This window comes from Bacillus sp. HSf4 (assembly GCF_029537375.1).
Lineage (GTDB): Bacteria > Bacillota > Bacilli > Bacillales > Bacillaceae > Bacillus > Bacillus sonorensis_A.
In genome coordinates, this window is the sequence record NZ_CP120679.1 from 1428707 (window position 1) to 1441586 (window position 12880).

At 47.5% G+C, this 12880-nt stretch carries 16 protein-coding genes; all 16 read left to right on the top strand.

The window, feature by feature from the left end:
* Window positions 1–5: 5 nt before the first annotated feature.
* On the top strand, window positions 6–431 hold the full coding sequence (locus P3X63_RS07310; protein WP_277692668.1) for a DUF2634 domain-containing protein: 426 nt from the start codon (window positions 6–8) through the stop codon (window positions 429–431).
* Window positions 424–1467: a baseplate J/gp47 family protein gene (locus tag P3X63_RS07315; RefSeq protein WP_277692669.1), complete on the top strand. Its 1044-nt coding sequence runs from the start codon at window positions 424–426 to the stop codon at window positions 1465–1467. The genes P3X63_RS07310 and P3X63_RS07315 overlap by 8 nt, the downstream gene beginning before the upstream one ends.
* 4 nt (window positions 1468–1471) lie before the next feature.
* Window positions 1472–2374, top strand: coding sequence for a YmfQ family protein (locus P3X63_RS22835; RefSeq protein WP_410206957.1), 903 nt, complete (start codon window positions 1472–1474; stop codon window positions 2372–2374).
* 13 nt (window positions 2375–2387) lie between these two features.
* Window positions 2388–2774 carry a phage tail-collar fiber domain-containing protein gene (locus tag P3X63_RS07325; protein ID WP_026586604.1) on the top strand — a complete coding sequence of 129 codons (387 nt, stop codon included), beginning with the start codon at window positions 2388–2390 and terminating at the stop codon, window positions 2772–2774.
* A gap of 14 nt (window positions 2775–2788) precedes the next feature.
* On the top strand, window positions 2789–4093 hold the full coding sequence (locus tag P3X63_RS07330) for a hypothetical protein (protein WP_277692670.1): 1305 nt from the start codon (window positions 2789–2791) through the stop codon (window positions 4091–4093).
* Window positions 4094–4104: 11 nt separating this feature from the next.
* On the top strand, window positions 4105–4422 hold the full coding sequence (locus P3X63_RS07335) for a hypothetical protein (protein WP_277692671.1): 318 nt from the start codon (window positions 4105–4107) through the stop codon (window positions 4420–4422).
* On the top strand, window positions 4419–4598 hold the full coding sequence (locus P3X63_RS07340) for an XkdX family protein (protein ID WP_277692672.1): 180 nt from the start codon (window positions 4419–4421) through the stop codon (window positions 4596–4598). The genes P3X63_RS07335 and P3X63_RS07340 overlap by 4 nt, the downstream gene beginning before the upstream one ends.
* Before the next feature lie 62 nt (window positions 4599–4660).
* The gene (locus tag P3X63_RS07345; protein ID WP_277692673.1) at window positions 4661–4930 is read left to right on the top strand and encodes a hemolysin XhlA family protein; all 270 of its coding nucleotides are present in this window, start codon (window positions 4661–4663) and stop codon (window positions 4928–4930) included.
* Window positions 4931–4944: 14 nt separating this feature from the next.
* Window positions 4945–5208, top strand: coding sequence for a phage holin (locus P3X63_RS07350; RefSeq protein ID WP_077736990.1), 264 nt, complete (start codon window positions 4945–4947; stop codon window positions 5206–5208).
* Between the two features lie 46 nt (window positions 5209–5254).
* A complete protein-coding gene (locus tag P3X63_RS07355) occupies window positions 5255–6334 on the top strand; it encodes a peptidoglycan recognition protein family protein (protein ID WP_077736989.1) in 1080 nt (359 codons plus the stop codon).
* Between the two features lie 499 nt (window positions 6335–6833).
* Window positions 6834–7511, top strand: a complete 678-nt coding sequence (locus P3X63_RS07360) for a GntR family transcriptional regulator (protein WP_077736988.1) — start codon at window positions 6834–6836, stop codon at window positions 7509–7511.
* A gap of 11 nt (window positions 7512–7522) precedes the next feature.
* Window positions 7523–8539 (top strand): zinc-binding alcohol dehydrogenase family protein, encoded by a 1017-nt coding sequence (locus P3X63_RS07365; protein ID WP_277692674.1) that lies wholly within the window; start codon window positions 7523–7525, stop codon window positions 8537–8539.
* Between the two features lie 21 nt (window positions 8540–8560).
* Entirely contained in the window at window positions 8561–9658 is a 1098-nt protein-coding gene (gene uxuA, locus P3X63_RS07370) for a mannonate dehydratase (protein ID WP_026586613.1), read from the top strand.
* The gene (locus P3X63_RS07375) at window positions 9634–10482 is read left to right on the top strand and encodes an SDR family oxidoreductase (protein ID WP_277692675.1); all 849 of its coding nucleotides are present in this window, start codon (window positions 9634–9636) and stop codon (window positions 10480–10482) included. Before uxuA ends, P3X63_RS07375 begins: the two co-directional genes overlap by 25 nt.
* 21 nt (window positions 10483–10503) lie before the next feature.
* The gene (locus tag P3X63_RS07380; protein ID WP_277692676.1) at window positions 10504–11517 is read left to right on the top strand and encodes a zinc-binding alcohol dehydrogenase family protein; all 1014 of its coding nucleotides are present in this window, start codon (window positions 10504–10506) and stop codon (window positions 11515–11517) included.
* Window positions 11518–11570: 53 nt separating this feature from the next.
* A complete protein-coding gene (locus P3X63_RS07385; RefSeq protein ID WP_277692677.1) occupies window positions 11571–12842 on the top strand; it encodes an MFS transporter in 1272 nt (423 codons plus the stop codon).
* Window positions 12843–12880 lie beyond the last annotated feature (38 nt).

Below are 12880 nucleotides of genomic sequence, written 5' to 3' on the forward strand. Positions count from 1 at the left end.
TTGGTTTGGCTCTTTCACCTGAAATAGCATTCGAAGATATTGAGGATAGCAGCGAAGCTGTTGAAACATCAAAGACGTACAAAATTGATTTTCAGACCGGACGGATGACAGGCGACATTATTTCCGGACTTGAAGCCATTGAACAGATGGCCTACATGGCGTTGAGAACGGAGCGCTATGCTTATGCCGTCTACAGTCATAACATTGGCAATGAGCTTCAGGAAGTTCTCTCAGACAATGAAACAACAGACGCTTATAAAGAAATGGAGATTCCGAGGCTGATAGAAGAAGCCCTTATCTATGATGAACGGATCGACGCTGTCACAGACTTTGAGATTGAACGTCAAGGCGATGCTTTTCACGTGTCATTTACAGTGGAAACCGACGAAGGAACACTGGATATAGAGGAGGTGATAGGGGAAGATGTTTGAAAACCAGACATTTGAAGAGATCATGGAACGTATGCTTGACCGGGTTTCCGCTGATATTGACAAGCGTGAAAACAGCGTGATCTGGAATGCGCTTGCCCCGGCGGCGGCTGAGCTGGCCGTTTCATATATTTGGCTGGATCAGGTGCTGAATTTGGTATATGCGGATACAGCTGAAGGGGAGTATTTGGACAGAAGGGCCGCCGAAGCCGGCATAGCGCGCTATCAGGCATCGAAAGCAATCTGGTCAGGCGAGTTTACAGAGGGTGTTTCAATTCCCCCCGGAACCCGTTTCTTTCTGGAAGACTTGTACTTTACGATACGGGAGGACGGAAAACTTGAATGCGAAACCGCGGGGACAAGCGGCAATGCAAACCTCTCAGGCCAACCGCTGCTCCCGCTCGATACCATCCCCGGCCTTGAGAAAGCGGTCATGGGGACTCTTGAGATTCCCGGCCGGGATGAAGAGACGGACGAATCCCTTTACGAAAGATATTTGGTCCGGGTCCGCCGGGAAGCGGTCAGCGCGAATCAGCTCCATTACAAACAGTGGGCGGAGGAAGTCGAAGGTGTCGGTAAAGCAAAGGTTTTTCCGCTCTGGAACGGTGAAGGAACCGTGAAGATTGTGATTACAAGCGCCAAAATGGAGCCTGCCTCACAAGCATTAATCGAAAGAGTTAAGCAGTATATCGATCCTGAACCCGGACAAGGGGAGGGGATGGCGCCGATCGGCGCTTATGCAACTGTTGAAAGCGCAGTATGGAAAGACATTCAGATCTCGGCGACAATCATTCCGGCAACGGGGCGGACGATTGATGATGCCAAACAGGAGATTGAGGAAAAAATCATTCAATTGTTTAAAGAGAATGCGTTTAAAGAAACTGTCATCCGTCTGTCGCAAATCAACAACATCATCTATGAATCATCCTCTGTCAGCGACTATTCTGACGTTGCCATAAACGGCGAGGCGAAAAATCTCCAGCTGGCAGAGACCGAAATTCCGAAGCTGGGGCAGGTGACAATCATTGAGCAAACTTGAAGACATGACATTTTACCTGCCTCCCTATTTAACGGAAATCCGGGAGATGAGTGAGATTTTAGCTGCAGAAGCCCCGGAGTTTGAAAAACAAAATGAACAGATATTTGATGTGACAGACCAGCTTTTTGTCACGACGGCAACCTGGGGGCTTGATCGGTGGGAAACGATTTTGAATGTCAGGCGGGAAGCTTCGGACGGCATCGACATTCGCAGGGCGAGGTTATTGACGAAAATGTCCAATATCCCGCCTATTACCTCCCGCTCAATCGAGCGTGCGGTCAATGCTTTTTTAAAACACCCTTCCGCAGAAGTCAGACTGACCGCGGGAAGGTACCATTTCTTGCTGACTGTAAACGGGGAAGATTTGCAATATATTCCTTCCATCATTCAAACCGTTGACCACATGAAGCCCGCCCATTTGGCCTACACGTTTCGGGGCGGGTTTTATTATACATTCCGGCCTCCGAAAAACGATCACAACAGACTTGTGTTAAGAAGCAAAAACGGTTTTTTCGGGACGATTCCGGTCTATTTAGACGGCCAGTATCAGCTTGATGATTCATTTTATTTGAACGGCTTCCGCGAGATCGACGGTTTGCCGCGAAGATTCAGACAGCAGCTCTTATTGCGGCATAAAAAACAGCAAAACATTTTGGCTGCTTCACATCTTGTGATAAGGAAAAAGGCGGAAATGCAAACAGAGCAAAAACCGACCGTGCGGATGAAAACCGGTCTAAGCAAACGAGATGAAAAGCGCCATGCCCTTACACTGACCTTTAAATGCGAGCATGAAGTGAAGCAAACAGGCACGCTTGAAATGAAGGAAAAATGGTGGACGCTCAACGGCGCATTTTTGCTAGACGGTACAAAGCAGCTGGCAGCGACAACGGAAAAAATTGCAATATAAAGGAGAATGAAACATGGCGGAACAATTAACGGTGACAACGCTTTATGCGAGGCAGCAAATGGCGAAAGCCAGAGCGGAAGGCGGAACGCTTACGAAAATCACAAAAATGGCTTTCGGAAACGGCGGAACGAATGACCAGGGACAACCGATTTCATTGCAGGGCACGGAACAGGCGCTGAAGAACGAACTTTTGCAAAAAGAGATCGACGGCTTTGTCTTCATGGAACCGGCCAAAGTCCGCTATACATGTACATTAGAAGAAAGCGAACTGGCCGGGGAAGTCATTAACGAGCTCGCTCTTGTCGATGAAGACGGAAAATTCACCGCAGTCAGAACGATGACTGACAAGCATAAAGACGGCGACATTGAGTTTGTCTTTGAAATCGACGACATTTATTAAGGAGGTTTTCACAGGTGGACATCCAAAAACCGAGACGCTTTGAAACTTCAGACCGCGCCCATGCCGATATCTTCAATGAAATGCTTGATCAATTGAATGAAAATGATGAACTGGTTGGACAGCGCGCTGAAGAGGCGGAAAAGAATGCGAAAGCATATGCGGATACACATGCTTCAAAAAAAGACAATCCCCATGGGGTAACAAAGGAACAGGTTGGTTTAGGACAGGTTGACAACATTCAGCAGGCAGCCAAAACTGAGTTTGACTCTCATCAAAATGATAGCATTCGTCATATTACAGATTTAGAAAGAGATAAATGGAATAATGCACAATTAATTAAAATAACGTCTGATACCGGATTACACAAAATAGGTCTAACTTCTGGTTCATTCTTCGATGCTTTAAAAGACTTGGGGACTGTTACTTTTTACGGGACGAATGAGGTAACAGACACGCCATCCAGCGGAAGCCTGCGAGGTATGCAGTTGGTAGGTCAAAAAGGGATAGGCATGGGGTATGCTGTTGATACATCGGGAAATGCCTGGTGGTTTTATTACAATACAAACCATACAGAGATTCAATGGATTCCTATAGAATCAACAGACGGAGCGCAAGAAAAAGTTGATACCCACGCCAACAATGCATCTATTCACATTACTTCTGAAGAGCGTTCGAAGTGGAATAATGCACAACTCTACAAATTCACAAAAGATGATGGTGTACGAATTTTCATCCCAGATGGCACTGATCTATTATCATTGCCAGCAGGGTATTATTATGGTGTTAATAATAGACTCCTTAACAATCCTGACCCTAGTGATAAAGGGTGGTTTAACTATGATATATTGGATGGAAATTCTGGAAGAAAAACAATCATAGCAACAGCGAGCTACCACAATACGATGTGGTTTGCAACGATTCATACAGATGGAGACTTTAGGGGATGGAAAAGAGTGCTGACAGATGCAGACGCTTCTGTTAGTTGGCAATCTCCTACATTAGTTAATGGATGGTTTAACTACGATGATAGTCAGCAAGTTAAATTCAGTAAAAATGCTTTAGGTGAAGTGGAGATTATCGGGGCTATGAAAGGCGGAACAGTGGGTTTTGATGTTCCTGCATTTACACTGCCTGAAGGCTATAGACCTGTTGAATTAATCCACTTTGCAGGTATTGCTTCCAGTAAAGGTATGAACGGTATGCCTCAGTTTCATAGAACATTTATCCATGTAGACGGAAGGGTTTGCATTCAATATTCATCAAACCCAGATTATCCAAACGAATTTATTGCTTTTTCATTTAAATTTAAGGCAGCATAGGAGGCGATTTTATGAAATGGCTTTATAAATACGATGAAAACTTTGTTTACATGCCCGGTGAAGAAATACAGATAGACGAGGAAACAGGGGGTATTCCAAAGTTTTACTGTGATGTAAAACCACCTGATGGCCTATATTTAGCAAAATTCGACCATGAACAAAACATATGGTACGAATCAGCAACACAAGAGTATATTGAAAGCTTACAGCCTCCGGAGCCCGAAGCGAATGAAATCGACTTATTAAAAATGCAAAATGCTTTACTTACTTATCAATTGGCACGTCTTCAAAAAGAGGTTACATCAATGAAAGGTGGTGGTTCTTCATGATATATCCAGACTTTGTGGCTATTAAACAATTTTATAATTGGGGATGTTATGAAGATGACGCTATCATGAGAGATTATGTTGAGTGGGGCCATATTACCCCGGCAGAATATCAACAGATAACAGGAAGAAGCTATGATATACCCGCCGGCAGTGTGGATTTAGGGAGCACCCAATAAGGGTGTTTTTAATTTACCTCAAAGGAGGTGGAAACGATGTGAGAACAGGAGGACTACGGGACATGCCACAAGCAAATGAATATGATGTGTTTCAGAAAGAGATCACCGAGATTAAAGCTGATCAAAAATCACTTGAGCAGCGGGTCGTTTCATTAGAAAGAACATCTGACCGCCACGATCAGCAAATCATCTCGATTAACGAAAAGCTAAACAAAATCGAAGAAAACACAACTTGGATCAAACGCAGCATCACAGGCGCGATCATCACAGCGGTCAGCACCGGCATCATCGGCGGGGCGATCGCTGTTTTTTATAATTTACTGCAAAAATAAGGGAGGAACATATGATGAAAAATGTTGACAAAGGCACGGTCGTCCGGACGGTGCTTCTTTTTATGGCATTGGTAAACCAGACGCTGATGATGTTCGGCAAACCTGTCTTGCCGGTCAGCGAGGATCAGATCAATACATTGGCGGATGCTCTGTATACGGCAGGCTCTGCGGCTTTTACAATCATGACCGCGCTTATGGCCTGGTATAAAAACAACTATGTCACCGAAAAAGGAAAGCTGCAAAAAGAAGCATTGAAACAAAAAGGATTGGTGAAATAAGGAAGCCGGCCGGCAGTTATTTTAATCAGAATTGGAGTTGAGGTAAATGGTTAAAGTTGTGGAAAACTTTGTGAAAGTCAATCAATACACCCGACCCGGCCTGAAATTGCCGAAGGTGAAAGGAATTGTCATGCACTGGACGGCGACGCCCGGCGCATCGGCATTAAATGAGCGGAATTATTTCAACGGCACCTGCATAGCCGATCAGCGTTATGCATCCGCACATTACTTTGTTGATCGACATGAGGTGCAGCAGATTATCCCTGAACATGAGGTCGCATACCATGCACATGATAAAAACCGCTGTTATGTGAGTTTCTTAAAGCCGAATGCCAACACGACAGCCATCGGTGTTGAAATGTGCGTCGAAAAAGATGGCGAAATCCATAGCGAAACCGTTCAAAACGCAGCTGAATTAGCGGCCGATCTCTGCAAGCGTTACGGATTATCGACTGACAACATCGTCCGTCATTACGATGTGACACAAAAGAACTGTCCGGCCCCCTGGGTGAGCGATTCAAGCCGGCTCGCGGCATTCCGGACAACAGTCGATCGTCTGCTCGGAAATAAAACCGTCTCTAAAACAGCGGCGTCCACGAGCCAGGCAAGCCATGCAACAGGCACGATCTTGAAAAAAGGATCGTCAGGTTCTAAAGTAAAAGCGCTGCAAAAGCGTTTGATCGCCGCGGGCTTCCCGCTGCCAAAGTATGGGGCCGACGGCTCTTACGGAAATGAAACGGTACAAGCCGTTCAATCCCTGCAAAAGAAAGCGGGAATTGCAATTGATGGCATATATGGACCGGCGACAGAAAAAGCACTCGCGGCCATTGAAGTGAAAAAGAAAGAGTCAGCATCAAGCGGTAAAAAAACATCATACAAGCTGCCCTCCGGGATTTACAAAGTCAAAAGTCCAATGATGAAAGGAACGGCCGTCCGACAAATTCAGGAGGCTTTAGCGGCCCTGTATTTCTACCCGGACAAAGGCGCGAAACATAACGGTATTGATGGCTGCTACGGGCCGAAAACAGCGGATGCGGTCAAACGGTTTCAATTAATGCACGGGCTGGGTGCCGACGGAATTTACGGACCGAAGACTAAGACGAAACTTGAAGCGTTACTGCAGTAATCAAAACAGCCCTTGTAGCAGAGGCCTTTCAGGCTATCGAAATTTTTTCGATAGCCTGCCGTTAAATGAAAGCAGGCTTATTGGTGAATCTAAGTCAGTTACAGTGTATACAACCTGTTGTTCATTTTATAACAAAGCCTGTGGAAAACAGGGGTTTATCTACAAGCCGAGGTTCCCTCTATTGCACTTTCTTTATCTCCATCTCCAATGTATTTCATGAACTTCGTATATCCCCGGCAGCGATATGCCAACTTCCTCATCGACAATAAACCAATAACCATTCTTACTAAAGTTTTAGATTCGAAGATTTTCATACAGCAAATCCTTTCTCAAATCATGATCAGCTATGAATTGAACACTGTAAGGATAATAATAATCGGATTAATCCTGTCTATCCATGATGAAGGGACGAAACCATTATTGTTTAGAATTTTCGAAAAACATCTACCACACTACCATACAAGTATGGTACCATAATCAGGGAAGGGAGGTGGCATCTGTGACTATTAAACAATCGAGCATCCGATCTGCACGAGATCAGGTTTATGATTGGCTGAAGGAAGATATTATGAAGTTTCGCCTCACACCAGGGACGCACATCTCGGAAAAAGAAATTTCAGAAAGGTATGAAGTCAGCCGAACGCCGGTCAGAGAGGCTTTTTTGCAGCTGTCGCGCGAAGGTCTTTTGGAGATCTATCCGCAAAAGGGAACCCGGGTATCTTTAATCGATCTTCATCTGGTGGAGGAAGCACGCTTTATGCGGGAAAATCTTGAAAAAGCCGTTGCCGAACTGGCGTGCGAAGATTTTCCGGAGCAGGCGGTGATTGAGCTGGAGCATAATTTGAACATGCAGCAATTATCAATGAAACAGAAAAATTACGAAAGCCTGTTTGATTTAGACGAAGCGTTTCACAAAACGATTTTTGACGGCTGTCAGAAATCCAACATTTGGTCTGTGATTCAGCAGATGAATGTTCCATTTCGAAGGATACGGTTTTTAAGGCTTGCTGCCGATTTCAACTGGGATACGATTTACAGCCAGCACGCGGCTATTCTGGAAGCAATCAAGTCAAAACAGCCGTCTGAAGCCCGCAGGATTGCCGAGGAGCATTTGCAGCTTGTGATCGTTGACAGGGAAATGCTTATCGAGGAGTTTCCGGGCTATTTCAAAGCATAAGGAGTGGTGATGTGAAAGCTGCGGTGATGACAAAACCTTTTTCCATTGATTTTCAAGAGCTTCCCTGTCCTGAACCAGACGCCCATGAAGTCCTCGTCAGGGTAAAGGCCGCCGGGATTTGCGGGAGCGATGTTCATTTTTATGACGGCACAAATCCTTACGGGCGCTATCCGCAAATTTTCGGACATGAGCTCTCAGGGGTGATAGAAAAAACAGGGGCAAAGGCAGACAAAAGACTGGAAGGGAAACGCGTCGTCATTGAACCGGCCATTTCTTGCGGGCGCTGCTATCCTTGCCGAAAAGGAAGGACGAACGCCTGTGTCAACATTGAGATGATCGGATCGGTGCGGAGAGGAGGATTCGCGGAATTTCTCACCGTTCCCGAATCACATGTCCATCCTATTCCTGATGAAATGGACGATGTAACAGGTGCATTATGCGAGCCGTTTGCCATCGGCGCTCAGGCGATCAGGCGCGCCGATCTTGAAAACGGCGAAGCGGTTGTCATATTGGGAATGGGGCCGATCGGGCTAACGATTTTAGCCCAGGTGAAAAAGCGGTTTGATGTTGAGGTTATCGCGATCGACCCCGTCCGGGAGCGATTGGAGCTTGCCAAAACGTTCGGAGCTGATCATGTCATCCATCCTGATCAAGAAGATGCAGAACGGGAAGTCTTTAACCTGACCAATGGGGAAGGCGCCGGCATTGTATTTGAAGCGGCCGGGGTCCCCGCAACAATCGAGCAGTCGCTTCGGCTGGCAGCTGCCGGAGGCCGGATCGTCATCGTCGGATTAACGGGAGACGATGTGACACTCCCCGGACTTCAGCTCACAAAAAAAGACATTGAAATCCATGGCACAAGGCACAGCGTCAATCAATTTCCCGGAGTGATTCGATTTTTAAATGAACATCCGGAGCTTGTCCGTTTCTTTGTGACTGACATCATGCCGTTTACGGAAATCGAAAGGGCGCTGAAAAAAGCCAAGCATCATCCAGAGCAGATCACAAAAGTGGTATTGACTTATTAAATCGGACTGGAGGATCCCGTGATGAGAATGGTTTTTAGATGGTACGGAGAAGGAAATGACACTGTCACCCTTGAGCAAATCAAGCAAATACCCGGTGTTGAAGGAATCGTGTGGGCGCTTCACCATTTTCCGGCCGGTGAAGAATGGCCGCTGGAAGACATTATGGAGGTCAAGCAGGTTTGCGGGCGGCACGGTTTTCACATCGATGTTGTTGAAAGCGTTAACATCCATGAGGATATCAAGCTCGGTCTGCCGACGAGAGACCTGTATATCGAAAGGTACAAGCAGACGATTGAAAATTTGTCTAAAGCCGGTGTAAAGGTGATCTGCTATAATTTTATGCCTGTTTTTGACTGGCTGCGGACCGAATTATACAAAGAAGCCGAAGACGGCTCGACCGCTTTGTTTTATGAGAACGCAAAAGTTGATCAGATCGATCCTTTTGAGCTTGTCGAAAAAATCGCCAACAATCTCGATTATACGATGCCGGGCTGGGAGCCTGAACGGCTGGAGCATCTGACAGCGCTTTTTGAAGCCTATCAAAACGTGACAGAAGAAGATTTATGGAGCAATCTGCAATATTTTTTGGAGCAGATTATTCCAACCGCTGCGCGCTGCGGGATTAAGATGGCGATCCATCCTGATGATCCGCCATGGCCGGTCTTTGGGCTGCCCCGCATCATCACTTCTGCCAAAAACATCGGGCGCCTGCTTCGTCTGATCGACCACCCATCCAATGGTGTCACCCTTTGCAGCGGTTCATTGGGCGCCAATCCCGATAACGATATCGCAAGCATCATCAAAACGTATTCTGACCGGATTCCATTCGCACATATTCGAAATGTTAAAGTCTATGAAAACGGGGATTTTATCGAAACATCGCATCGGACGAAAGATGGTTCTGTGGACATTTGCGGCATCGTCAAAGCCTATCACGAGGCGGGCTATTCAGGGTATGTCCGTCCAGATCACGGCCGCCATATCTGGGGTGAAAACTGCAGGCCTGGATACGGCCTCTATGACAGGGCGCTGGGAATCATGTATTTATGGGGCATTTGGGACGCACTTGAAAGAGAAAAACGGGGGGCTTCACAATGCTTGAAATCCATGAACATTTAAGAGGAAAAACGGCGGTCATCACAGGCGGAAGCGGTGTCCTCTGCAGTGCGATGGCAAGGGAACTCGGACGGCAGGGCATGAAAGTGGCCGTCTTAAACCGGAATGTCGAAAACGGCGAGCTTGTGGCTGAAGATATCCGAAAGATGGGGGGAGAGGCCGTAGCGGCGGAGTGCGACGTCCTCAGCCAACAAAGTGTTGAGCGAGCAGAACGTTTGGTTACACAGCTTTACGGCGGGTGCGATCTATTGATTAACGGAGCCGGCGGCAATCATCCCGGAGGTACGACATCGAATGAAACCCTTCACCCCGACGACCTCATCAATGATAACGAAACCACATTCTTTGATCTGAAAAGCAGCGACGTCGGCTCTGTGTTCAATGTAAACTTTCTCGGATCTTTCATAACTTCCCAAGTATTCACGAAAACGATGCTGAACAAAAAAGGGGCTTCAGTGATCAACATCTCTTCAATGAGCGCACACATCCCCATGACAAAAGTGCCCGCTTACAGCGCCGCAAAAGCCGGCATCGAAAATTTCACAAAATGGCTTGCCGTCTATTTGGCCGAAACAGGGATCAGAGTCAATGCGATTGCCCCCGGCTTTTTCTTGACGAGACAAAATAAACGGCTTCTTCTTGATGAAAACGGGGAATGGACGGAAAGGGCGGGGAAGATCATTTCCCATACGCCGATGAAGCGGTTTGGCAGCCCGGACGATTTACTGGGGACAATGATTTGGCTGGCGGACGCAGGCATGTCCGGATTTGTCACAGGCATTACAATCCCTGTAGATGGCGGCTTTATGGCGTACTCGGGAGTCTAAACACGAGAGAGGGGCGGAGGAATGAAACAGATTGTGTGTGAAAAACCTTACCGTTTAAAGATGGCGGAAGCCAAAGCGCCGGAACCGGAAAAAGGAGAAGCGCTCCTGAAAATCAAGCGGATTGGGATTTGCGGCACCGACTTTCATGCCTATTGCGGCAGACAGCCGTTTTTTTCATACCCGAGGGTGCTCGGGCATGAACTCTCGGGGGAGATTGTCAGTGTTGATGATCCGTGCGGAGTGTTGCAGCCAGGCGACCGGGCTGCAGTCATTCCCTATTTGGAATGCGGAGCGTGTGCCGCCTGTCGGATGGGGCGGCCCAATTGTTGTGTGAATCTGAAGGTGCTGGGTGTTCATACAGACGGCGGGATGCAGGAGTATATGAAAATCCCGGCAGACCACTTGATGAAGACAGAGGATCTGACATACAGCGCAGCAGCCGTTATAGAGTGTTTGAGCATCGGCGCCCACGCTGTCGCCAGGGCCGATGTTCAAAACGGCGAGTCGGTTCTGGTGATTGGGGCAGGGCCTATCGGGCTCAGCGTGATGAAGTTTGCCAAACTGAAGGGTGCGAAAGTGATCGCAATGGATGTCAGAAAGGAGCGTCTTGCCTTCAGTAAGATGTGGGCGGACGCTGATGAGACCGTTCTTGCCGGGGAAAGTGCAGCTGATGCGATCAAGCGAATGACAGAAGGGGATTTCCCCAGCGCCGTTTTTGACGCGACCGGCCATTCCGTTTCCATGAATCAGGCTTACCAATATGCCGCTCATGGGGGGCGGATCATATATGTCGGACTTGTCAACGATCACCTGTCACTTTTCGATCCTGAATGCCATAAGCGGGAGCTGGACGTTTTATTTAGCCGAAATGCTTTAAAAAGCGATTTTGAGTCGGTGATTGAAGCCATTGGAAAAGGCGTTGTTGATGCCAAACGGTTTGTGACCGGATATCTTCCGTTCAGCGGTGTGGTTGACGGGTTTGAAGAGGCGCTTGCACCTGAGAAAAATCCGGTGAAAGTGTTAATCAGATTGTAAGGCTGATGCAATGAGAAAGCGCTTACGAATTATGACGGAAAGAGGGGTTGTCAATGTTTGCAAACGGCCGGGGGTTTGTGATTGTCATGCTCTTTTTGGCAGGGGTTATTAATTATTTGGATCGCTCGGCGCTGTCAGTCGCCGCTCCGTTCATTCAGGAGGATCTGAACATCCGTCCTTCTCAGATGGGGATGCTCTTCAGCAGTTTTTTCATCGGGTATGCGGTATTTAATTTCATTGGCGGCTGGGCTTCAGACAGATTTGGAGCAAAAAACACATTATCGCTGGCGATGATTGTCTGGTCTGTGTTCAGCGGAGCGATCGCACTGACCTACAATTTTGTGTCGCTTTTTATCATCCGCGTCATCTTTGGGATGGGGGAAGGTCCGCTGTCAGCTTCGACAAGCAAGGCGGTCAACAACTGGTTCCCGCAAAAAGAAAGGGCAAGGGCGCTCGGCATGACGATGTGCGGAACTCCGCTCGGCGGCGCGATTTCAGGGCCGATCGTCGGGCTGATTGCCATCCATTGGGGCTGGAAAGCTTCTTTTGTGCTGATTATGCTGATCGGGCTGATTTGGGTTTGGTTTTGGATCAAATACATGAAAGAAAGACCTGAAGAATTCCAAAAAGACGCCCATGAACATGAACACTCGAAAAAATCCGCTCCCATCCCGCTGTCTTTTTATTTAAAACAGCCGACTGTCCTTTTCACCGCTTTCGCTTTTTTCTCATACAATTATATTTTGTTTTTTTTCTTAACCTGGTTTCCCAGCTATTTAACGACGGCCCGCGGGCTGAGTATCCACGATATGAGCATTGCCACGGTTATTCCATGGATTGTCGGGTTTATCGGCCTTGCGCTTGGGGGATTTATTTCCGATTACATTTTCAGGATCACCGGCAGGCAGATGTTTTCACGAAAAGCGGTTCTTGTCATATGCCTTTTGGCTGCTGCTGTATGCATCGGGTTTGCCGGGGTGGTCTCCACCGCCGTCGGAGCGGTCGCATTAGTCGCTTTGTCCGTTTTCTTTTTGTATTTGACAGGTATCACGTACTGGGCGATTATTCAGGATATCGTTCATCCTGAGAGGGTCGGCGGTGTCAGCGGCTTCATGCATTTTCTCGCCAATACGTCCGGGATCATCGGTCCGACTGTCACCGGCTTCATCGTCGAGTACAGCGGCGCCTTTACAAGCGCGTTTCTGCTGGCTGGGGGGCTCGCAGTGGCAGGCTCGCTTTCCGTTGCTTTCTTTGTCAAACCGATCGGTTCGGATAAGCTGCCGCCAGCTGTTTCAGGTGATGAACAGAAACCGTTTTTATCTTAGGCGAGAGACGGAATCGGTGCGGGCAAACAAAACCCCTT